Origin of the sequence: Argonema antarcticum A004/B2, assembly GCF_023333585.1 — a bacterium.
GTDB classification, from domain to species: Bacteria; Cyanobacteriota; Cyanobacteriia; order Cyanobacteriales; family Aerosakkonemataceae; genus Argonema; species Argonema antarcticum.
The window spans coordinates 39,955-60,805 of sequence record NZ_JAIQZN010000025.1 but is presented as its reverse complement, the minus strand read 5'-3'; the positions used below and the strand labels follow the sequence as shown (position 1 = coordinate 60,805).

The window sequence follows — 20,851 nt, the reverse complement described above, 5'->3', positions numbered from 1 at the left end:
AGATTAGAAAAGTAGGAGGCGATCGCAATGGTCATAACAACCAAGAAGCTGACGTTTGCAGATTATATCAAGTACAACGATGGCACTGACACCAAGTATGAATTAGTAAATGGAGAGTTGATTCCGATGAGTCTTGGAACTGGTAAACATGGCGGAATTATAGAATTCGTAAACGACTGTTTCAAGGATGAAGCTAAGAAAGAGGCGAATCCTTGGACTTCAAAAGATATGCGGATTGGCGTGCGATCGCCTCGTGGAGGACGTTGGGACACATCTAGAATACCTGATGTTACCGTATTGCCGATCGAGCAGTGGGAAGCACTTGCTAATCGAGAAGCCATAATTGAACTAGACGAACCTCCACCCATCCTAGTAGTAGAAGTAGTCAGCGAATCAACCAAAACTACCGATTATCGTAGCAAACGTTCTGAATATGCGGTATTGAATATTTCCGAATATTGGATTATCGATCCAATAGATGAGGTAGTAATAGTATGTTGTCTATCCGAAGGATTCTATGATGCTGTCTCATTCCGAGATGAAGAACGCATTATTTCTCAGATTTTCCCAGAATTGAACTTAAGTGCAATGCAAGTGCTACAAGCACGAAAGTGAAGCGGCTGTTAGGTTGACTGTTATTATACTTCGCACGGGCATAAATGGGCGAAGCATTCCGTGAATAATTTGTTGGTTGAAACCAAAGATCTTGGACGGAATGCTAATGCCTCCGGCACGCTACGCGAACGCCCCTACAGGGATAAAAAAAGCTCGGTCTGTCGGCTACTGAGCGAAGCCGAAGTAGACCGTGCTGAGTATACTACATAATCATTGCTCTAAGTAATTGGGGAACTGGGTTTCGCCTTCAAATACGCAATCGAACTTTAATGTTGAGTCTTTCGTTCAGGATTAATAGGCTTGACAAGAGGCTTTATGTATGCAGGTGCGAAAGATGTAGCGGTAAGTTTGTGGAGTGTCAACGATGCCGGTACATCAGAGCTGATGAAGAGATTTTACCAGCAAATCCTCGAAAAAGGGTTAAATCCCGTAGCCGCCATGAGGGCGGCACAATTAGGAATGATGCAAACAGAACAATGGGAAGCACCCTATTACTGGGCCGCTTTCGTGGTGCGGGGCGAATGGAGATAATCTCATCTGCGTCAAGTTATTGGTCGGTTTATTAAGCATTTTGTAATTCTTGTGTCATCTTGTGTGCATCAATGTCTGGTATGAACAAGGTTGGGTATCTTGAAATATGAAGCAATAATTAAGAAGAGGTCTGTATGACTCCCACAATGCTGCGTCAACTGTGGTCTGTAATTGAAACCACCCAAGCCCAAATCCTGTTAAAGCTGGACGATGCGACGCTGGTGCAGTGGTTGCTCAAGCAGCTGAAAAACCAGCGATCGCTCGACCATCACGAAACCAATCTCTTGAATGACTACCTCAACTCCAAATTGACCCTAATCCGCGATCTGGCTCTAGAACGCCAGTCTACCTGGCAAGAAACCAATTAGTCTCAGACAAGCTGCCCCATACTTGTTGGTATCGGTATAATTTATAACGCAAATAAAAGGCTTGAGGCAACAAGTCGCAATATCCACGTTCGCCGTTGATTCTGCTACGCTCCTAAAGGAGAATGTTCGCAGGAATTTATGCGTAAATGGTGTTTAGTACTACTTACAACTTTACCCGTACTATTTTCGCTGGTAGCCTGTGGTGGGCCGCCTAGCTCAACTCCGGCCACGAGTAGGTTGGATACGGTTAAAAGTCGCGGCAAGCTGATCTGCGGTGTGAGTGGAGAATTACCGGGATTTAGTTTTGTCAGTTCGGACGGCAAATATGCTGGACTGGATGTGGATGTTTGCCGTGCGATCGCATCTGCTATATTCAATAACCCAGACGCCGTAGAATTCCGCAACCTCAACGCCAAAGAACGGTTTACCGCCGTCCAGACAGGCGAAGTAGATATACTTAGCCGCAATACCAGCTGGACACTCAGCCGCGATACCTCAGTAGGTCTGGAGTTTGCCCCCGTCATGTTTTACGACGGTCAAGCGATCATGGTCAAAAAAGATAGCGGGATTAAAAGTTTAACAGACCTCAAAGGCAAAGCCATCTGCACCCAAACAGGCACCACTAACGAGCAAAACCTGGGCGACCAGATGCGAAAATTAGGCATTCCCTACAAACCTGTTGTTTTTGAAGACATTAATACCACCTTCGCCACCTATGCAGAAGGTCGCTGTCAAGGGGTCACATCCGATCGTTCCCAGCTACTCTCCCGCCGCACCACTCTACCACAACCCCAAAACCATCTAATTCTTGATGCGGTACTGTCCAAAGAACCTCTAGCACCAGCAGTTGCCAATGGCGACTCCAAATGGTTCGATGTCGTCAAGTGGAGTATTTACACCCTCATCAATGCCGAAGAACTGGGCATTAATTCCAAAAATATAGCTCAGTTTGCCAATAGCAAAGACCCAGAAGTGACGCGATTTCTAGGCAAAGAAGGAAATTTAGGCGAAGGATTGGGCTTGCCGAATGACTTCGCGGTGCGGATTATTAAAAATGTGGGTAACTACGGCGAAATTTACGATCGCTACCTTGGCCCAAAAACACCCTTCAACCTACCACGCGGTCAAAACAACCTCTGGACAAAAGGTGGACTGCAATATTCTCCTCCTTTTCGATGATTTTTAGATTGAAAAGTTGCGATTATGAGTAATAACCAGCAGCCTAATAATCCAAAATTGAACCTCTGGCGTGATGTTCGGTTTTGGCGTTTCGCCGGTCAATTCTTGGCTGTATTGATTGCCGCAATTGTTGTCGCTATACTTTGGGGAAACCTCAACCGCAACTTGCAACAACTAGGCATTCAGCCCGGTTTTGGCTTTCTCAACTCCCAGGCAGCTTTTGATATTGGCGAAACTCTAATTTCTTACGCACCTTCCGATACTTACAGTCGTGCTTTGTTAGTAGGATTGGTTAATTCCCTGCGAGTGATGGTTGTCGGAATTATCCTCACAACTATAGTCGGAATTACCGCCGGAATCGCCCGACTTTCCGATAATTGGTTAGTGCGGAAACTAGCTCTAGTTTACGTCGAAATATTCCGCAACACACCATTACTTCTGCAACTGCTGTTTTGGTATTTTGCGGTTTTTCTAACTTTGCCAAAAGTGGAAAACCCGATTTCGGTGCTTGGATTTATCCGTTTGAGCCAAAATGGTTTAGAACTACCTGGAATACAGTTCTCTCCAGAGTTTTCGACATTGTTAATAGGCATAACACTTTACACGGGTGCATTCATTGCCGAAATTGTCCGGGGTGGGATTCAATCGGTGTCGCGAGGACAGTGGGAGGCGGCTGCATCTCTTGGTTTGAAACCCGGATTAGCGATGCGATTGGTCATTTTTCCCCAAGCTTTGCGAGTGATTATTCCACCGCTGACAAGTCAATATCTTAATTTAGCAAAGAATTCTAGTTTGGCAGTTGCGATCGGCTACCCAGATATTTATTTAGTAGCTTCAACCACCTTTAATCAAACTGGTAGGGCAGTAGAAGTGATGTTATTAATTATGACAATATATCTGACAATTAGCCTGATTATTTCCCTAGTTATGAATCTCTTTAACAAATCTGTCCAATTAAAAGAACGATAATTAAATCTATTTAATATGAATCAACCCGAAATTGACAACGTTCCTTCTGCTGTCCGCCTCAGTCCCTTGGGTTGGCTGCGTAAGAATCTATTTAATACCTGGTACAACAGCTTACTCACAATAGGTTGCTTCTGGATATTTTATCAAATTCTTAGAAACTTCTTAAGTTGGGCTTTTACAAATGCAAAATGGGCAGTTGTTCAAGCTAACTTCCGGCTGTTTTTAGTAGGTCGATATCCCGTTAGTCAATCATGGCGAATTTGGATAGTATTCGGCATTTTAGCAATTATGGCTGGGTTATCTTGGGCTGCGATCGCTCACAAATTACCCAGCAAATTAAATCGTTGGCTACCTTGGATATGGGTGATAGTTTTCGCCATCATTTGCTGGTTGATTGGAGGCGGTTCTGGTTTAACGCCTGTGTCAACAAACCTATGGAACGGTTTGCTGTTAACAATTTTTACGACGATAATTAGTATTGGTCTATCTTTTCCTCTCGGAATATTGTTAGCTTTAGGAAGACAAAGTACGCTGCCAGTAGTACGTTGGTTTTCCATTCTCTACATTGAAATTATCCGGGGATTGCCGTTAATTGGAATTCTGTTTATGGCACAGGTGATGTTACCTTTGGTTTTGCCATCAGAAATCAGGTTGGATCGGGTGCTGCGTGCGATCGCAGGGCTTGTGCTTTTCAGCGCCGCATACATGGCAGAGAACGTGCGCGGCGGACTGCAAGCCGTGCCAAGAGGACAGGTGGAGGCGGCCCGATCGCTGGGATTCAACACTCTGTTAATATTATTGTTCATCGTGTTACCGCAGGCGTTACGTGCTGTTATTCCGGCAATTGTCGGCCAGTTTATTGGGTTATTTAAAGATACTTCGCTGCTTTCGCTTTTTGCGCTGGTGGAGTTAACTGGTATCTCCCGTTCTATTTTGGCACAGCCGCAATTTCTCGGTCGCTATGCCGAAGTTTATTTATTTGTAGGATTGATTTATTGGGTGTTTTGTTATTCGATGTCGCTGGCTAGTAGGGGTTTGGAAAAAGAGTTAGATGTGGGTAAAACTTAAGTTATGGCAATTATCGTTAGAGTGATATCCTTAAATTATCTGTTTTCATCGTGGGTTAAATTTTTACCACAGATGAAGACGGATGAACACAGATGAACACAGATAAGAATAAGAACAGGAATTTTTTAGGTGACCGATGGGTAAAACAATCGGAGAAAAGTGAGAACTTAGGGAATTGAGGAAGCGAATGCAGGAACAAAAACCGATCGTCATCGCCCAAGATGTTCACAAGTGGTATGGTAAATTCCACGTTCTTCGCGGTGTCAGCCTCACTGTCAACCGAGGGGAAGTACTGGTAATTATGGGGCCATCGGGTTCTGGCAAATCCACTTTTATCCGCACCTTCAACGCCTTAGAAGAATATCAAAAGGGAAAAATTGAAATTGACGGCATTACTCTGGGTCACGACCTCCGCAACATTGAAGCGATTCGGCGAGAGGTGGGGATGGTATTTCAGCAGTTTAACTTATTCCCTCACTTAACAGTGCTGCAAAACATCACTTTAGCGCCAATCTGGGTGCGGAAGCGATCGAAAGCAAAAGCAGAAGAAACAGCGATGCAGCTATTGGAACGAGTCGGAATTTTAGAACAAGCACAGAAATATCCAGGTCAGTTATCTGGGGGACAGCAGCAACGAGTTGCGATCGCACGCGCCTTAGCCATGCAACCCAAAATCATGCTCTTCGACGAACCCACCTCCGCCCTAGATCCAGAAATGGTGCGAGAAGTGCTAGACGTAATGCTACAGTTGGCCCAAGAAGGCATGACGATGGTTGTCGTCTCCCACGAAGTTAGCTTTGCTCGTGAAGTAGCCTCACGAGTAATTTTGATGGATAGCGGCTTAATTGTCGAGTCAGGGACGCCAGACGAATTTTTCCAGCGTCCCCAGTCAGAGCGCACCCGCCAGTTTTTATCTCAGATTTTGTAGTTATTTATCATTACTTTAGAAAACTAACAACTAAAAATAAACTAATCTTGCGGTGACGGTTCTGGTGTCCCCTCTGGTGTTAGCGGTTCTTGAAGCGTCGTTGGCAAACCCCCAGGCGACTGTTTCAGTGTGGTTGCCACCAGGGCATAGCCCAGGTAAGCGGAGACAACGATCATTGTCAGAGATGCTATACCACCCAGCCACATCAGCGGCTTTGACGACGAACCGTAGTGACACCTATAAGGGTCAAACTTCAGGCGTTCTGGTTTAATCAGATCCCGCAATGCCACAGGTCGCTTAAATCGCACCCGTCTGTCATCCAGTTTTTCCAATAAAATCCAGCCAGCTTCCCCCTCTTCATCGCACAAACGCTGAAAAACAACGGGGTCGCGAAATAGATCCCGGTTGGAACGTACAATTTTAAATTCCCAGCCTGCCAAACGCAATTCGCGGGCTAACCCTTGAGCAGAACCGTTTGGTTGTGGAGGTGCTTCCGCCTCGGCATTTAACTTGGATTCATAACGGGTCAAAATCTCTTCCTCCTGTTCGTCTTCTACCACAACCGCCGCTTGATACCAGCGCATCCATCCCCCTATGGCTGTTGCCTGGAGACCGAGACTGCCGACAAATAGGCTTAAAAAAGTAATTTCTAGCATTTTTTTTGTGCTGTTGTTAGTCTATTGCACTTCCTACCTGGATTGGCATTTTCAATCCGGGAACTTGTCATAGGGGCTAGGGAAGAGGGGCTAGGGGCTAGGGGCTAGGGACTAGGGGAAGAAGGGGAAGAAGGGGGTCAATCCAAAATCCAAAATCCAAAATCCAAAATTCCCTCTTCCCTAGTCCCTAGCCCACATCTGTGCGGGTAAATAACCCTCGATTAAGAAATCTTGGCCTATAGTTTGCCAGGTGACTCGTTCTAAGGTCAGTGCTTCGCTCATCTTAGTAAATCCTAGATCTCCCACAGGCGTTGGCGCTGTAGCCCCGCCAACGATTTTGGGGGCAATAAAAGCCAATATTTTTTGTACAGTTCCTTCTGCTAGAGCACGTGCAGCCAAAGTACCTCCACATTCCCACAACACAGAAAGCAACCCCTGCTCATACAAGTATGCCAGGGCGTTAGCAGGTGTCAGATGCTCCAGTTCTACCACCATCACACCCCGTTTTAGCAGCAGTTGTTGAAAATCTGGATTAGCTCCTTTTTCAGTCAAGACTAGAGTTGGAGCATCTGAAGTCTGCCATAAATAAGCTGACTCTGGTAGATTTAGCGTCCGACTCATCACCACTCGCAAAGGATTATGAGCCTCTGCTTGATGACTGGTTAAGTGAGGGTTGTCCCGCCGAACTGTATTGCCACCGACAATCACAGCATCGCAAGCCGATCGCAGTTTATGTACCAGAATACGAGCATTTTTGTCAGTGATCCAAACGCTGTCACCACTGGTCGTGGCAATTTTACCATCCAAGGTCATCGCGTATTTTAAAATTCCAAACGGACGCCGATACAGAACCCGATGTATAAAAGCTTCATTTAATTGACGACAGGCATCTGCTTCCACTCCCACCACCACATCAATTCCAGCCTCTATCAAACGATCGATCCCACTTCCAGAAACTCGCGGATCGGGATCGATCGTACCCACAACCACCTTAGTCACCCCAGCTGCTATCAATGCGGACGTACAGGGAGGCGTCCGTCCGTAGTGGTTGCAAGGCTCTAGGTTAACGTAGAGAGTCGCACCCCTAGCCAGTTCGCCCGCTTGCCTAAGCGCAAAGATTTCGGCATGAGGATGACCCGCACCGGGATGATAACCTTCTCCAACAATCTCACCTTCTCGGACAATTACCGAACCGACGAGGGGATTGGGCGCAGTCCGTCCTAAAGCTACGCGGGCTAGTTCCAGACACCTTAGCATCATTAAATCGTCATTAGTCATTAGTCATTAGTCATTAGTCATTGGTCATTAGGAAAGGGAAGATTGAAGAATTGTAGATTTCAAATTGATTGTTAATGACTCTTTCAGAGTTGTGATGCTTTTGTTCAAAAAAATAACATTTTTATTTCTCTGCCTCTCTGCCCCTCTTACCCCCTCCCCTCTGCTCCCTCCCCAAATAGCATAGTAAATACGAAAGAGCCATTCTACGACTGATCTAGCAAGTTTATTTTTTCCCACCAACGATTGAGCGGATAGTAAACCACGGGAGCCCAAAGACTGCTTATGATAGCAGAAGTGAGCGCGATTCGCTGATTATCTGTCCAAATTTCAGCTAAATTGCGATCGCCCATAGTCATAAACTGAAGGGCTAATAGCGTTTCCGCCACGAGCGCCATTCCGAATACAATTAAAGCTACCGAAATAAAATCTTCTTCTACATACCGTTGTTTTTTCATAAAAGCGGTCAAAATTCCCACGCAAGCCAGACTGATTGCATGAGTAGGATATGGTGCAGTCATACCATCTTGAATCAGCCCCAAAGTCAAACCTGCGATCGCGCCTGAAAAAGCACTGCGCTTGACACTCCAAGCAACCACCCAAATCAACAACCAATTCGGCCCCAAGCCCAACAATTCCATTCCGGGTAACCGCGTGGGCAAGCTTAGCAAACACAACATCACAGAGCAAAATATCACGATCGCATTGGCAATTTTACGGGTATTCTGATGCCAATTAGAGACATTTATTAAAGGATGAGGTCTTTTGAGTGAAGATCGGTAATTGGTCATTGGTTATTGCTATATCAGTACATCCGTGTATATCAGTGTCGTGCAGCAACCTATGGCTCTTTGGGAGTTGTTATGCTTTTCTTAAAACAAATAACATTTTTATGCCTCTGCGACTCTGTTCAAATAGCATTGTAAAGACGGAAGAGCCTTCTTTTTTCTGTAGCGCCCCTGATGAATAAATCGATCGCACCTACAAGTTACCTGGATATACAACAACCCACTCCAAGTAACTTGTAGGCGCTGAAAGTACTATCACAGCTTCAGGAGCAGGGCTTTGGCTGAGATTCAGTGACTCCACACGACCTAATGGCAAGCCGGAGGGAAAAAGCTCGCTGACTGATGACGTAGCGATCGCATCTCCTTTGCGGACATCTGGAACTCTTTCAAAGAACTGGATCGTGGCTTTATCACTTGACATACCCCGCATTACACCCATATAACGACTGCGGCTGATCGTAATACCAACCCGACTGCTGGCATCGCTAATTAATAACACGCGGCTGGTATGTGGAGTAACGCTAATAACCCGGCCTACCAAACCACCAGTCGCTGTAACAATATAGCCTTCTTTTATTCCGGCTTTACTGCCTCGACCCAAGGTAACCTGTTGCCACCAGTGATCCGCACTTCTACCCACAACTGGAGCTACAATCCCCTTGGTTTGATTGGCGGATACATATCCCAATAGTTCGCGTAGTTTTTTATTTTGACTTTGTACTTCCTCTAAGCGTGTTTGCAGTTCTAATGTCTTAGCATCGGCCATAACCTCTTGTTTGGGTGGATTAGATTGGAAAGGACGAGTCACCAACTGGTAGACTTCAAAGATTGCGGCACTTTGAGTTTGCTTAGCAATCCAGGCAGTACCGATGACCAGACCAAGCAGGGAGAATTGTAACCAATTGCGATCCCACCAACGACGTAGCGTATACATTCAACCTATTTATGCAATAAAAGTCAGCAGTCAAATATCAGGACTCAGAATTAAATCTGAATTCTGGCTTCTAAATTGGAGATTGGGATTGAAAACTATAGATTCCGAGAGCGACCGCTGAATACACGATCGAGCTGGCTAATATTTTCTAACACCCGTCCTGTTCCCAACACGACGCAACTTAACGGATCTGCTGCTATATGCACCACTATTCCAGTTTCGTGGCTGATCAGCGTATCCAGACCTTTAAGTAAAGCACCACCTCCTGCTAGCATGATGCCGCGATCGATGATATCTGCGGCGAGTTCTGGAGGAGTCCGCTCCAGAGTGCGTTTGACAGCATCAACAATCACAGCCAAAGGCTCCGACATACTTTCGCGGATTTCTGGCCCTTTGATCGTAACTGTTCGCGGTAGACCAGAAAGCAGGTGCAAACCTCTGACTTCCATGATGTAATCTTCATCGGCATTTGTTGGGTAAGCTGAGCCAATCTGAATCTTAATTTCCTCAGCCGTTCGTTCCCCAACCACCAAGTTATGAACTTTTTTCATGTACTGAGTGATCGATTCATTCAGCTCATCCCCAGCGACGCGCACCGATTCGCTGATCACCGTACCCTGCAAACTCAAAACAGCAACTTCAGTTGTACCGCCGCCGATGTCAATAATCATATTGCCTGTAGGTTCTGCTACAGGTAGTCCAGCTCCTATGGCTGCTGCTACTGGCTCGTCAATCAACCGGACATCTCTAGCACCTGCTTGAAGGGCTGCTTCCATAACTGCCCGTCGTTCTACTCCGGTGACACCGCTGGGAATGCCGATCACAATTCGGGGATGAACTAAGGTTTTCCCTTCATTTACCCGCCGAATAAAATGCTTGAGCATTAGCTCTGCGGTATCAAAATCGGCAATGACACCATCCCGCAGCGGGCGGACGGCAATCACGTTACCGGGACAGCGGCCCAGCATTTTTTTTGCTTCTTCTCCGACTGCCAATGGCTCCATTGTGTCTTTGTCGATGGCTACCACTGAAGGTTCTTGGAGAACAATCCCTTTACCGGATACATAAACCAGTGTGTTCGCGGTACCGAGGTCGATACCCATGTCGCGAGATAAAGAAAAGCGATTGAAAAAACCCACGCGCTTCTTGGCCCCCAAAGTGAGATGCTTTTGTGTACGAATGTAACCTAACCGTGCTGGATTCTATTACGTTTTCTATCCGGCGTCTAGTCCAGCAGGATAATTTATTGTAGCCAGCGCGATCGAAATCCTTATCCTAGCCTCAATTTCGCTAAAGTAGATCAAAGGAAAAAAGAGTACAGCTGTACTGGTAAATAATTATGACTCTCAATGTTGTTAACTTGGTAGGCCGTGCAGGGCGTGACCCTGAAGTCAAGTATTTCGAGTCAGGCAAGGTGGTTTGTAACTTAACGCTAGCTGTGAATCGTCAAAGTCGTAACAGTGATGAGCCAGATTGGTTTAATTTGGAAATTTGGGGCAAAACGGCAGAAGTCGCTGCTAATTATGTTCGCAAGGGTAGTTTGATTGGTGTGAGCGGTTCTTTAAAGTTTGACTATTGGCAAGACCGCGCTACGGGAGTAAATCGTTCCAAGCCCGTGATCAGGGTCGATCGGCTCGATCTACTGGGTTCCAAACAAGATACTAACACCAGTCAAGTAGATAACTACAGACAAGAGGAGTTCTAAACTGCTGCCTCTAGCACTACCAACCTTGCATCGGGACATTTTTGTCCCCTAGCCCCTAGTCCCTCGCAAGAACCCCTATTTTCTTTTGACTTTTGACTTTTGACTTTTGACTTCCCTAGCCCCTATGTCAATACCGAATTTGTAAGGTAACGGATGCTTCTACCTGCTGCTCGCCACCCACGACTGGTGTAGACGGCTGTGCATCCAGCTTTGCCTCGGCTCGAAGGAGCGGTCTTGGCGGGGGCGCGAAGGCTCCATTAACTTGAATGCTGACGACTTCCCGTTTAGTCAAATTCAGGGCGCTTAAAACGGCATCAGCTTGTTTTTGGGCGTCCTGAGTGGCTGACCGCAAAGCTTGTTGTTGGGCAGCGGCTAGAGCGTTATCTGAAGCCACAAAACTAATGCCGTCAATCCTTGTTGCGCCCGCTTGCACGGCTTCGTCTAGGAGATTGCCGACTCGCTGGGTATCAATGCGAAAGCTAACGGTATTGGTGGCGGTGTATCCCGTGAGGCGCTGTACGTTGTTTTCGTAGCTATAGTTGGGATTTAGCTGGATGCCTGTGGTTTGCAATTTTTCGACATTACGCGATCGCAGCAGTTCCACCACCGCAGATGACCGTCTTGCCGCTTCCTGCTGCACTTGAACTGCTGTTTTACCCTGAACCTCTACGCCCAACTGCACTTGTGTTATAGTTGTAGGAATCATTTCCACATCCCGACCCGTAACCGTGATGGTTCGTAAGAGCATCCCTTGTGTCTGACTTTGCTCTTGCGCCAAAACCGGACTAATTAACGTCAGATTTAGCACAGCTAAGCATAGATGCAGAGTTTTTGACCAATTACGTTTAGGTGAATTCAAAATTAGCTCGACTAAAAAGCTTCTTTTCATAAATTACCTTTCCTCCGTAATATTACTTGGAAATCATCAAAACACTGTTAATTTTTATACTCCTATTTGGGAATATTATTTTCGTTTTGTTGATTCAACCCTCCTTATATCCCATATCGTTTGGAAGCACAACAACCCAAAAATAGACTTGAGACTTGAGTTTGTTAAGAAACTTATGATTTGTGCGGAACCAATGGTTGATGCAAGCAATCTTCTTGATTGCGATCGCTATTATTGCTAAGGTTGTCACTGCTGGACGGTATTTGGTCAACCTCAAATCAACCGTTTGGCTCTAGGTGTGGGGATTCGACGAAGCGAAGTCGGACTCGTGTTTGCAGGGGTTGGTTCGGCAAGTGGACTCAGGAGTACTTAGATCCGGATAGCGTAATTGCTGATCTGAAAAAAAGTTTTATGCTCAGTCATTGCCCATTTGTAGATCGGGCTTCGGGTAATAGGCTCCCAGCAGCGTGGGGTGTATCAACAGTGTCGGTGTGAGGAAGGTGCGATCGCAATAATAGCGGTCTGTTGAACTTAAAGGGTTTTAGAGCCAGCCGGATTCATCTGTGGGGTCAATTCCATTATCCAAAATCCAAGAATCCTCTCATCGATTGACTTGTGCTGGGCAGCGCGTGCAGAGGTAAGTTGTGGTATTGTTCAACGCAGCCTCAAACTGTGTACTTATAAGCACGGGTACTCAGATCCAGACCTGTGACTCAAAGTAGAATCCTTACCAGCCGATAAAAATTATGCTGCTGGGCGACGAAAATCAGGAGAAACTATAGTGAAATTTCACTGGCTACTACCCAGTACTGTTTTGAGCCTATTTCTGCTGTCATCTCCAGCGTTTGCGGGTAGACTGCAATCTTGGCGTTTCGATGCCGATCGAAATCGGCTAGTCTTTACCACTGACAGCGGCGTTCAACCGAAAGCGCAATTGCTTTTCAATCCAACTCGCTTGGTAATCGATCTACCCGGTACTGCTTTCGTCCGTTCGACGGTAAATCAGCAACTGAGGGGGGCACTCCGAGAGTTCCGGGTGGGGCAGTTAGACTCCCAAACCACTCGCCTGGTGATTGAATTAAACCCCGGTTATACGCTAGACCCACAGCAGGTTAGATTTCAGGGAATTTCTCCCAGACAGTGGCTGGTGCAATTGCCAACACCTACGAGAGCGGATGACCAAGGAAGCAACACTGCTGCCTCTCTAGATGTTGCGACAGGGGGTTCTGCTTCGCTAACCCAAATCGAGGATGTACAGGTGACGCCCGATGGGTTTTTTATCCGCACCAGCGGGCCAAACCCAGGGGTCAACGTGCGGCGTTCTAGCGATCGCACGATTGATATCGACCTCGAAGGCTCTGCTTTATCTCCCCAATTGACCTTAAAAGACTTATCAGTTAATCGCAACGGAGTCAGCAGGATTGAGTTGACCCAAGTCCAAACAACACCGCCTCTAGCCCGCCTGACGTTGCAAGTGTCGAAAGATAGCCCTGATTGGCAGGCGAGGGTTAGCAATTTGGGTGGAATTGTGGTGTTACCAGCCCTGGGACAGGATTCAGCAACCGATCGCAATAATGACGATCGACTGGCTACAATTCAGTCAGTCGAAGTGAGTGGCAATCAGCTTTTAATCAGAGCAAACCAGCCTTTTACTTACACTAGCGGCTGGGACCAATCCTCTGGCGCTTACCGCATTACCATTCCTTCAGCTAAACTTGCCGATCGAGTCAGGGAACCGCAGTCAAATGCAAACAGTCCCGTATTACGGCTGCGGATGCGTCAGGTAGACCCTTCTACGGTCGTACTTCTGGTACTACCCGCTTCTGGCGTCCAGATTGGGGACATCAATCAGCCTTCACCTCAACTCTTAGCCCTACCGTTAAGAGGCTCAAGGGAAATTTCGGTTCCCCCACCCAGCCGTACCGATCCTGTGCCCGGTTCAGTCACGGATTATCCCAGACCCCTGCCATCCCGCAATCCGAATGCCCGGATTGTGGTGGTCGTAGATGTGGGACACGGTGGCAAGGATTCGGGAGCAATAGGGATTGGGGGGCTGCGAGAAAAGGATGTTATCCTGCCGATCGGACGAGAGGTGGAGAGGCTGCTCCAGCAGCAGAATATTCAGGTCGTGATGACGCGGGATGATGACTATTTCGTTGACCTCGCACCCAGGGTACAGATTGCCAGACGAGTGAATGCCGACTTATTCGTCAGCATCCATGCGAATGCGATCGATATGACTCGCCCCGACATTAACGGACTGGAAACCTATTACTACGGAAGTAGCGAAAGCGAACGTCTGGCCCGAACTATCCACAACAGCATCCTCCAAAGCATTGGCCTCCCAGACCGTCGGGTGCGACAGGCCAGATTTTATGTCCTGAGAAATAATCCCATGCCTGCGGTTTTAGTAGAAGTTGGCTTTGTCACAGGAGCGGAGGATGCCCCCAGACTGGCTACCTCAGCTTATCAAAGACAAATGGCAGCTGCGATCGCCCGTGGTATTCTCCAATACCTTCAGCAAAATTACTAATCAAGTCATTGGTGAATAACTACTGAACTTTTGACCGAAAACCAAAAGGCTCTACCGAAAAAGCACAACCGATCACTCATAAAGGACAAATGACCACTGATACAATAGGAGTCTTTGACAGCGGCGTCGGCGGTCTCACCGTCTTGAGAGAACTCTACCGACAATTGCCTAATGAATCCATACTTTATTTTGGCGACACAGCACGATTGCCCTACGGCAACCGTTCCGGGGCAGAAATTTTGCAGTTCGTGCGCGAGATTCTCCATTGGATGACGCTCCAAGGCGTCAAAATGGTAATTGTCGCTTGCAATACCAGTTCTGCTTTGGCGCTAGAGATGGTAAGGTCGGAGTTCAATGTCCCCATCTTAGGGGTGATCCTTCCCGGCGCTCGTGCCGCCGTAAGCATCGGCAAGCGGATTGGCGTGATTGCCACCCCCGCCACCGCCGCCAGTAATGCTTACCGTCACGCTATCCAGGAAATCGATTCAACTGTCCAAGTCTGGCAAGTCGGTTGTCCCGCATTCGTGCCCCTAATTGAGCAAAACCGCATTAACGACGTTTACACCTATGAGGTGGCGAAGGAATACTTAGCTCCTTTATTACAGCAGCAAATTGATACATTGATTTACGGCTGTACCCACTATCCCCATCTGGCACCAGTGTTGCGTGCCATTTTACCGCGATCGATACGTACAGTCGATCCCGCAGTCCACGTGGCAGCCGCAGCAGCTCAAGAACTCGATCTTTTAGGACTCAGGAGTACAAGTCCGCCACAGCCTACACGCTTTTGCGTCAGTGGAGACCCAGATCGGTTTGCTCAATTGTCAGTACAGTGGCTCGGTTGTACGCCACTTGTCGAGCAAGTGTGCTTACCCGTATCTGTTCCATTCCAGCAAGTGCCGCTAGAATCATTAGAATGAGCTATTGACATCATCCCACCGCTAGTTCGGATTACCTGATACAGCGGGGGTATAACGGCAGTCAAGATAAACAAGGTCAGGCTTGCTGTTGGTTAACCTGAGTTAACCCTCCGGGCGTCGCCAAGCTCCTGACCGTTGAGCGAGGATCAACAAGACATAAATGGCTAGTAAATAACCAGTCGCTATAAGGGGAATCATCAGGGGCATATCGCGGTAAACCATAATGCACTTAGGAGTAAAGCAGAGGAACGTAAAATTTGATACTAATAACTTTTTGTCAGCACGCACGAGGAAACCAGTCGCTCTGACGGCTGTCATAGGAACAGAAAGTATGGAGACATTACCGCCTCCAAATATATGCACTGGTGTATTGACATCATCCCACCGCTAAAAGAGGAGTACCGAATATAGCGGGGGATTCTCTCATATCCTTATGAGAGGGTTCCTCTTTCTACGAGTCGGCTTACTTAATTGGGTTTCCCCAACCAAACTCTTGTCGTTCTCTCCAGAGGCTTTAGTTTCCGACTGCCCATCGGTACTTAGCGGTATCGCGGGGGTATAACGGCGGGCTAGATAAAATTTAATACCAGAGCTTGTTCATCGCTCATTGTTAATTGCAATGAACCATGAACCTTAGAAGTGAAAAATGTCAATCTCTGGTCACTGAAAATATAGCAACTATCGGTTGCTTTGGAGCTATGATGTCAGCTACGGACTACTTACCGCTAGGAAGGATGCAGTCGTGACTTGTATTTACCCTGAGCCTCAACTCCGAATCCTTTTCAGGAAATGGCTTCAGCTATGCGCTACGCGCAGGCTATACATAACCCATCTCTAAGTCAGAGTGGGCTGACAATTTGGCAATACCACCCAAGCGTGGCTTTATCCACTTCCCAGATAGCAACCTTAAGAGTCTGTATCGCGGACAAAACGGGCTCCGCATCAGACTGCGAATCTGTTCGCGGATACAGTCTTCCTTGTCAAGCAAGGTTTTCGCTTCTAGGCGCTGTCGTTATACTCTGTTTTGGCATTTTTCGCCTATATAGCTTGAGGCTATGGTGGCAGAATCTTGCCGTGTTTTGTTGAATTTTTTTAAATCCTTATTATATAGACTATCACAAGGTTCCTGCCTTTTGGAGCATATTTGGAAAAATGCTTAAAAATTCTACACAATTGTAAAAGACCTTGTTCATCAGCGATCGAGTAGAGGGGGACAATTGCTCATCCACCTGCTTGATATACCTACTGCCCCAAAGAGCGGATATTCCAAGATCGGAAACTGGCTAATTGTACCTAGTCTTATTCCATCTGCGAGAGGCTTCGCTTAAAATGAGGACAGAATATGTTAAATTTCTTGACAATCCACCGCTAAAAATGGGTAAGACTTTTGGCAAAAGTACGCAAATCTACATCGCTTATGTATCCAACTGGTGCATATGTCCATATCGTGTGTAGGCAGGGTACAGTGCTTGCCATCCATCCCACAGTATAGATCGAGTGGATTTTCTTGCTAGATTTCTGTAACTATCACGCCTAAACCGGCAGATCCATGACCTCAACTACCTCACTCTTTTCGCCTGTTGAAACAGACCTGCGTTTGCTGTCGGAGAACTTGAAACAGCTAGTTGGTAAGCGTCACCCTATCCTGTCTGCCGCAGCAGAACACCTGTTTGGAGCGGGGGGAAAGCGGCTGAGACCTGCTATTGTCCTCCTGATTTCGCGGGCGACAATGCTAGATGGGGAGATAACTCCCCGTCATCGGCGGTTGGCGGAGATTACGGAAATGATACATACTGCTAGCCTGGTGCATGATGATGTGGTGGACGAATCAGAGGTGCGGCGTGGGGTGTCCACGGTGCATAGCTTGTTTGGCAACCGCATCGCCGTGCTAGCAGGGGATTTTCTGTTTGCTCAATCTTCTTGGTACTTAGCCAACCTGGATAACTTAGAGGTGGTCAAACTCCTATCTGAGGTAATTATGGATTTGGCCGCAGGGGAGATTCAGCAAGGGCTGAATCGCTTCGAGACGAGTTTATCGATCGAGGCTTATCTGCAAAAAAGTTACTACAAAACTGCCTCGCTGATCGCCAACAGTGCTAAGGCGGCTGGTTGCTTAAGTGGGGTTTCTGCTGAAATGGCGGAAAATTTATATCGCTATGGGCGTCATATCGGTCTGGCGTTCCAAGTTGTGGATGATATTTTGGACTTTACGGGTTCTACGGAAGTTTTGGGCAAACCGGCTGGTTCGGATCTCAAAAGTGGCAATCTGACTGCGCCAGTAATATTTGCCTTGGAAGAAAAACCTTTTTTGGAGGTGCTGATCGAGCGGGAGTTCTCTAAAGCTGGGGATTTGGAGCAAGCGATCGCATTGATCGATGAAGGCATGGGCATTGAGTGTGCCCGTGAATTGGCTACGCGAGAAGCTCGAAGCGCCGTTGAATATCTTGCCGATCTACCAACCTCAGAGTACCGTCAAGCCTTGATCGACATGGCTGACTACGTTTTGAGTCGGCTGTATTAAAAGTGCTGAGTGCCGAGTGCTGAGTGCCGAGTGCTGAGTGGAAATTCTCCATTTTTCTTTATTAGTATTTCGTTTGACAGAAGAATCTTTGCTTTGATACTCAGCACTCAGTACTCAGCACTCAGCACTTTTTCAGGCTATATCGGAAGGCAGATGTCTATTGGTATTTCGGGGTGCCTTGTAATTTTGCTGCAATTGGGCCCCGATTAAATTTTGTAAATCTTCCCGACGCAATTCTGTACCCGATGAAAGATTTCCTGGTGTATCAAAGAAAACAGTACTATAAACCCCTTTCATAGCCAGCATTTGAAACAAAATATGGGTGACAGGAATGGGGAGAGCTAGCACCTGGGGATCTTTAAGGGAATTTGGATCGGCGGTGACATCTTGGAGAGTTGAAAAAGCGTAAATAACTTGCTTTTGGTCGCCGGGGTTAGCGCGATTGCTTAAAGTAGTCAAGACCCAATCCCGCTCCAAGGTTTGCAGAATATAGTACTGGGAATGGCGCAATTGCTGAGCCAGGAGCTTGAGAGCTGGGCCGATTGCTTGGATCGCCTGGGTCGTATGCCCATCTTGAGGTGCATTGTCAATTAAAGCCTGTATTTGTCGATCTAAATTCATAGGTCACGTTCACTAGCCCAATAACAACGAGCTTGGGAGAGATCTGCTAGCGTGGAGGCTATCTTTGAGCTGCTGTTCAACGAACTTAAGCAGTCTACCCGTGCTTCAGAGCTGAATTGTCGCGAAGTTGCAGCGCGTTTAGCAACAGAAGTAACTCGAATCTGTAATGAAAGTACGCGCATCCAAGCGCTGGGCGCTGTCGAAACTTGGGCGACAAAACTCGCCCGTCATCGTTTACAGCAGTGCCTCAATTATTACAAACTGGGGTCAAAAGCTGGACGGGTAGAATTACACAGTACGCTGAGTGCAATTGTCTATCGTTACATTACACCACGTGGAGCGTCATCGATCTATCAAAATCGGTTGACCTTGATTGAAGATTTCCTACAGGGATTTTATGTAGAAGTCTTGAGTGCCTTTCGCCGAGAAGGAGCCATGTCCCAGCTAGCACCTACAAGTTCAACTTATCGTCCCCAGACTCTTTTGGAATTGGCGGAATATTTGGCTTTTACAGAGCGTTACGCCAAGCGACGCATTCGCTTTTCCAACAACCGGAGCCAGCAGCTGATCGTTTTGCGGGCACAAGCGTTTGTGCAAAAGCAACCGCCGGAAACATCTGTGGATATGGAACAAGCTGCTGAAGGCGGGACGTCAGAATCAGAGGCTAACTGGGATGAGGCGCTGGTGCAGCAGGTACGCCAGGTGATGGGGACGCAAGAAGAAGCGCCTAATCAGGAAGATTCGCTGCGCCAGTCAGTGATTAAGGAGTTGATGGCTTACTTACAAGAGCGTCAGCAGGAGGACTGCGCCAACTACTTCACCTTACGCCTGCAAGACCTTACCGCCCAAGAAATAGAAGCGATAATGGGTTTGACTCCGCGCCAGCGGGATTATTTGCAACAGCGTTTTAAATATCATTTAGTTCGATTTGCTCTATTGCATCGGTGGGAACTGGTGCATGAGTGGTTAGAAGCAGACCTAGAAAGGAATCTGGGCTTGACGCCCCAGGAATGGCAAGCTTTTGTGGCGAGTCTGGAGCCGCAGCAGCTGAGCTTACTGGAGTTGAAACAAAGAAAACTGTCCGATCGAGAAATCGCACGAAATTTAGGTTGGACAGTTACCCAAATTCAGAAGCAGTGGTTTAAGCTTCTAGAAAAAGCCTGGGATCTTCGCAATTAATTCGTGTCCGGATCGGGTGCATGGACTGATGAACAGAGACATAGAAGCCTTCCCTGAAAGATTCTTCGCCTGGTTACTGCAAACAGATCTGGTTTTACCAGATCTGGACTGCTGCTCAGATCCTTCGATCGGGAGGGAGAGTTCTAATTCAGAAACTCATAATGAGGATTTTGTTAACTCAGAGCTAGGCGATTGTGATATAGAAGATTGGGAATTAGATGATTTCGATCTACTGGAGTCAGAAGTATTGAACGCTACACTCAACCGCACCTCTACTTCGGAGGTTTTGCGTCAAACCCCGCAGAAACCAAGCGACATTCCTGCCGTGCAAGACCGTTTCCAGGCGATCCTTAAGCGTCGGCTAAAGACGGAGATCCAAAAGAACCCACCATTATTTCCGTGGGAAACAGAGATTTCTGACTACGAACCCGACGTTCCTACAAGGGTAGAGCCAGAGTCGATACCGGAAAGGCATTTGTGGACGACTGAGCTACAAAAGTTTAAGCTGCCAGTATCCATCCCGCCAGAGATTTCTGCCCAACTGTTAGACCGATGTCAAGCGGTGGTGCAATCTTCAAGAACCGAGACGACCAAATTAGTGCGTGCGGTGGAGCCTTTATTTCCGGGTCATTCCCAGATGCTGAACAAGTTTGCTGACAAGGTGTTAATGCCGACTGCTGGTAACAGTGCGAATACGGTTGACTGTTTCCAAGAAACGCCCAAGTTTCCGTGCAGTTACGAAGCGGCGACCTTGGCAGAACAAATGGTATTGTTGTTGCTGGCGGGGAGGCAGATTATTCGCTCTCTGACGGTGGCTGTTTCACCAACTCAGCTGACGGTGGAACGAGAGTGGCTCACTACTGCTGGTTTGCTGACGCTTGAGGTGGAATATCAACTCCAGAAGCAGTTAATTACATCTGTACGGATTTTAGGCCGATTTCCTTGTGGTGGTAGTTTGAAGTTTCGTGGGGGTCAGGCTCTAGCCTCTACCCAGCGTCCCGATCTGGGTTGCTTGAGTGTTGAGTTGTTTGACTTGGAACCCGATCGCAGTTACCCTTTAGAGGTCAAGTTTCAGCAATTGGGTCAGAAACCGTTAATTTTTGCTGTGTTGGTCAGCGGTCAGTAATTATAGTCATTAGGCATTGGTCATTAGTCATTGGTCATTGGTGATT

22 protein-coding genes and 1 pseudogene are annotated in these 20,851 nt (G+C 47.2%); 15 read left to right on the top strand and 8 right to left on the bottom strand.

The genetic code is table 11. The features are described from left to right. Positions 1-27 precede the first annotated feature (27 nt). The 8 genes from LAY57_RS13275 to LAY57_RS13240 all read left to right on the top strand — a co-directional run bounded on the left by LAY57_RS13275 (position 28) and on the right by LAY57_RS13240 (position 5,658). Positions 28-615, top strand: coding sequence for a Uma2 family endonuclease (locus tag LAY57_RS13275; protein ID WP_249067254.1), 588 nt, complete (start codon positions 28-30; stop codon positions 613-615). A 60-nt stretch (positions 616-675) separates the two neighbouring features. Next, entirely contained in the window at positions 676-825 is a 150-nt protein-coding gene (locus LAY57_RS13270; protein WP_249067253.1) for a hypothetical protein, read from the top strand. Between the two features lie 84 nt (positions 826-909). Then, positions 910-1,146 (top strand): CHAT domain-containing protein, encoded by a 237-nt coding sequence (locus LAY57_RS13265; protein ID WP_338022405.1) that lies wholly within the window; start codon positions 910-912, stop codon positions 1,144-1,146. Between the two features lie 134 nt (positions 1,147-1,280). Further along, a complete protein-coding gene (locus LAY57_RS13260) occupies positions 1,281-1,514 on the top strand; it encodes a hypothetical protein (RefSeq protein WP_249067252.1) in 234 nt (77 codons plus the stop codon). A gap of 138 nt (positions 1,515-1,652) precedes the next feature. Then, positions 1,653-2,693: an amino acid ABC transporter substrate-binding protein gene (locus tag LAY57_RS13255; RefSeq protein ID WP_249067251.1), complete on the top strand. Its 1,041-nt coding sequence runs from the start codon at positions 1,653-1,655 to the stop codon at positions 2,691-2,693. A 24-nt stretch (positions 2,694-2,717) separates the two neighbouring features. Next, on the top strand, positions 2,718-3,662 hold the full coding sequence (locus LAY57_RS13250) for an amino acid ABC transporter permease (RefSeq protein WP_249067250.1): 945 nt from the start codon (positions 2,718-2,720) through the stop codon (positions 3,660-3,662). 15 nt (positions 3,663-3,677) lie between these two features. Continuing rightward, a complete protein-coding gene (locus LAY57_RS13245) occupies positions 3,678-4,730 on the top strand; it encodes an amino acid ABC transporter permease (RefSeq protein ID WP_249067249.1) in 1,053 nt (350 codons plus the stop codon). 187 nt (positions 4,731-4,917) lie between these two features. Beyond that, the gene (locus LAY57_RS13240; protein WP_249067248.1) at positions 4,918-5,658 is read left to right on the top strand and encodes an amino acid ABC transporter ATP-binding protein; all 741 of its coding nucleotides are present in this window, start codon (positions 4,918-4,920) and stop codon (positions 5,656-5,658) included. A 41-nt stretch (positions 5,659-5,699) separates the two neighbouring features. Here the strand turns inward: LAY57_RS13240 and LAY57_RS13235 are convergent, their stop codons facing one another. The 5 genes from LAY57_RS13235 to LAY57_RS13215 all read right to left on the bottom strand — a co-directional run bounded on the left by LAY57_RS13235 (position 5,700) and on the right by LAY57_RS13215 (position 10,414). Next, positions 5,700-6,314, bottom strand: coding sequence for a hypothetical protein (locus LAY57_RS13235; RefSeq protein ID WP_249067247.1), 615 nt, complete (start codon positions 6,312-6,314; stop codon positions 5,700-5,702). A gap of 180 nt (positions 6,315-6,494) precedes the next feature. Then, entirely contained in the window at positions 6,495-7,592 is a 1,098-nt protein-coding gene (gene ribD, locus LAY57_RS13230; RefSeq protein ID WP_249067246.1) for a bifunctional diaminohydroxyphosphoribosylaminopyrimidine deaminase/5-amino-6-(5-phosphoribosylamino)uracil reductase RibD, read from the bottom strand. 203 nt (positions 7,593-7,795) lie between these two features. Further along, a complete protein-coding gene (mreD, locus tag LAY57_RS13225; protein ID WP_249067245.1) occupies positions 7,796-8,380 on the bottom strand; it encodes a rod shape-determining protein MreD in 585 nt (194 codons plus the stop codon). 190 nt (positions 8,381-8,570) lie between these two features. After that, complete coding sequence (gene mreC, locus LAY57_RS13220) at positions 8,571-9,311, bottom strand: rod shape-determining protein MreC (RefSeq protein WP_249067244.1); 741 nt, start codon at positions 9,309-9,311, stop codon at positions 8,571-8,573. Positions 9,312-9,406: 95 nt separating this feature from the next. Continuing rightward, a complete protein-coding gene (locus LAY57_RS13215) occupies positions 9,407-10,414 on the bottom strand; it encodes a rod shape-determining protein (protein ID WP_249067275.1) in 1,008 nt (335 codons plus the stop codon). Positions 10,415-10,650: 236 nt separating this feature from the next. Between LAY57_RS13215 and LAY57_RS13210 the strand changes: the two genes are divergently transcribed. Then, positions 10,651-11,016 carry a single-stranded DNA-binding protein gene (locus LAY57_RS13210; RefSeq protein ID WP_249067243.1) on the top strand — a complete coding sequence of 122 codons (366 nt, stop codon included), beginning with the start codon at positions 10,651-10,653 and terminating at the stop codon, positions 11,014-11,016. 127 nt (positions 11,017-11,143) lie between these two features. Here the strand turns inward: LAY57_RS13210 and LAY57_RS13205 are convergent, their stop codons facing one another. Beyond that, positions 11,144-11,905 (bottom strand): SIMPL domain-containing protein, encoded by a 762-nt coding sequence (locus tag LAY57_RS13205; RefSeq protein WP_249067242.1) that lies wholly within the window; start codon positions 11,903-11,905, stop codon positions 11,144-11,146. Between the two features lie 197 nt (positions 11,906-12,102). On the opposite strand from LAY57_RS13205, the pseudogene LAY57_RS36495 reads away from it, so the two are divergent. From LAY57_RS36495 to murI, 3 genes and pseudogenes are all read left to right on the top strand, one after another. After that, positions 12,103-12,272: pseudogene (locus LAY57_RS36495) on the top strand (cation:proton antiporter); the annotation flags it as partial. Between the two features lie 414 nt (positions 12,273-12,686). Continuing rightward, the gene (locus LAY57_RS13195; RefSeq protein WP_249067241.1) at positions 12,687-14,438 is read left to right on the top strand and encodes an N-acetylmuramoyl-L-alanine amidase; all 1,752 of its coding nucleotides are present in this window, start codon (positions 12,687-12,689) and stop codon (positions 14,436-14,438) included. Between the two features lie 89 nt (positions 14,439-14,527). Continuing rightward, positions 14,528-15,358 carry a glutamate racemase gene (gene murI / locus LAY57_RS13190; RefSeq protein ID WP_249067240.1) on the top strand — a complete coding sequence of 277 codons (831 nt, stop codon included), beginning with the start codon at positions 14,528-14,530 and terminating at the stop codon, positions 15,356-15,358. Between the two features lie 102 nt (positions 15,359-15,460). On the opposite strand, the gene LAY57_RS13185 is transcribed toward murI, so the two are convergent. Beyond that, positions 15,461-15,676, bottom strand: a complete 216-nt coding sequence (locus tag LAY57_RS13185) for a hypothetical protein (RefSeq protein ID WP_249067238.1) — start codon at positions 15,674-15,676, stop codon at positions 15,461-15,463. Between the two features lie 1,231 nt (positions 15,677-16,907). On the opposite strand from LAY57_RS13185, the gene sds reads away from it, so the two are divergent. Continuing rightward, positions 16,908-17,879 (top strand): solanesyl diphosphate synthase, encoded by a 972-nt coding sequence (gene sds, locus LAY57_RS13180; protein ID WP_249067236.1) that lies wholly within the window; start codon positions 16,908-16,910, stop codon positions 17,877-17,879. Between the two features lie 132 nt (positions 17,880-18,011). On the opposite strand, the gene LAY57_RS13175 is transcribed toward sds, so the two are convergent. Continuing rightward, positions 18,012-18,500: a hypothetical protein gene (locus tag LAY57_RS13175; RefSeq protein ID WP_249067235.1), complete on the bottom strand. Its 489-nt coding sequence runs from the start codon at positions 18,498-18,500 to the stop codon at positions 18,012-18,014. 51 nt (positions 18,501-18,551) lie between these two features. Here LAY57_RS13175 and hetZ point away from each other — a divergent pair, with 51 nt between their 5' ends. Both hetZ and LAY57_RS13165 read left to right on the top strand, forming a co-directional pair. Continuing rightward, positions 18,552-19,679 carry a heterocyst differentiation protein HetZ gene (gene hetZ / locus LAY57_RS13170; protein WP_249067233.1) on the top strand — a complete coding sequence of 376 codons (1,128 nt, stop codon included), beginning with the start codon at positions 18,552-18,554 and terminating at the stop codon, positions 19,677-19,679. Positions 19,680-19,707: 28 nt separating this feature from the next. Beyond that, entirely contained in the window at positions 19,708-20,805 is a 1,098-nt protein-coding gene (locus LAY57_RS13165) for a hypothetical protein (protein ID WP_249067231.1), read from the top strand. Positions 20,806-20,851 lie beyond the last annotated feature (46 nt).

What these genes read in the sequence shown, in the direction of transcription:
- sds (WP_249067236.1), top strand. Translation starts at nt 16,908, where the DNA reads ATGACCTCAACTACCTCACTCTTTTCGCCTGTTGAAACAGACCTGCGT.
- LAY57_RS13235 (WP_249067247.1), bottom strand. Translation starts at nt 6,314, where the DNA reads ATGCTAGAAATTACTTTTTTAAGCCTATTTGTCGGCAGTCTCGGTCTC.
- LAY57_RS13215 (WP_249067275.1), bottom strand. Translation starts at nt 10,414, where the DNA reads ATGGGTATCGACCTCGGTACCGCGAACACACTGGTTTATGTATCCGGT.
- LAY57_RS13165 (WP_249067231.1), top strand. Translation starts at nt 19,708, where the DNA reads ATGAACAGAGACATAGAAGCCTTCCCTGAAAGATTCTTCGCCTGGTTA.
- mreC (WP_249067244.1), bottom strand. Translation starts at nt 9,311, where the DNA reads ATGTATACGCTACGTCGTTGGTGGGATCGCAATTGGTTACAATTCTCC.
- LAY57_RS13250 (WP_249067250.1), top strand. Translation starts at nt 2,718, where the DNA reads ATGAGTAATAACCAGCAGCCTAATAATCCAAAATTGAACCTCTGGCGT.
- ribD (WP_249067246.1), bottom strand. Translation starts at nt 7,592, where the DNA reads ATGACTAATGACGATTTAATGATGCTAAGGTGTCTGGAACTAGCCCGC.
- murI (WP_249067240.1), top strand. Translation starts at nt 14,528, where the DNA reads ATGACCACTGATACAATAGGAGTCTTTGACAGCGGCGTCGGCGGTCTC.
- LAY57_RS13255 (WP_249067251.1), top strand. Translation starts at nt 1,653, where the DNA reads ATGCGTAAATGGTGTTTAGTACTACTTACAACTTTACCCGTACTATTT.
- LAY57_RS13175 (WP_249067235.1), bottom strand. Translation starts at nt 18,500, where the DNA reads ATGAATTTAGATCGACAAATACAGGCTTTAATTGACAATGCACCTCAA.
- LAY57_RS13245 (WP_249067249.1), top strand. Translation starts at nt 3,678, where the DNA reads ATGAATCAACCCGAAATTGACAACGTTCCTTCTGCTGTCCGCCTCAGT.
- LAY57_RS13210 (WP_249067243.1), top strand. Translation starts at nt 10,651, where the DNA reads ATGACTCTCAATGTTGTTAACTTGGTAGGCCGTGCAGGGCGTGACCCT.
- LAY57_RS13240 (WP_249067248.1), top strand. Translation starts at nt 4,918, where the DNA reads ATGCAGGAACAAAAACCGATCGTCATCGCCCAAGATGTTCACAAGTGG.
- LAY57_RS13185 (WP_249067238.1), bottom strand. Translation starts at nt 15,676, where the DNA reads ATGACAGCCGTCAGAGCGACTGGTTTCCTCGTGCGTGCTGACAAAAAG.
- mreD (WP_249067245.1), bottom strand. Translation starts at nt 8,380, where the DNA reads ATGACCAATTACCGATCTTCACTCAAAAGACCTCATCCTTTAATAAAT.
- LAY57_RS13260 (WP_249067252.1), top strand. Translation starts at nt 1,281, where the DNA reads ATGACTCCCACAATGCTGCGTCAACTGTGGTCTGTAATTGAAACCACC.
- LAY57_RS13275 (WP_249067254.1), top strand. Translation starts at nt 28, where the DNA reads ATGGTCATAACAACCAAGAAGCTGACGTTTGCAGATTATATCAAGTAC.
- LAY57_RS13205 (WP_249067242.1), bottom strand. Translation starts at nt 11,905, where the DNA reads ATGAAAAGAAGCTTTTTAGTCGAGCTAATTTTGAATTCACCTAAACGT.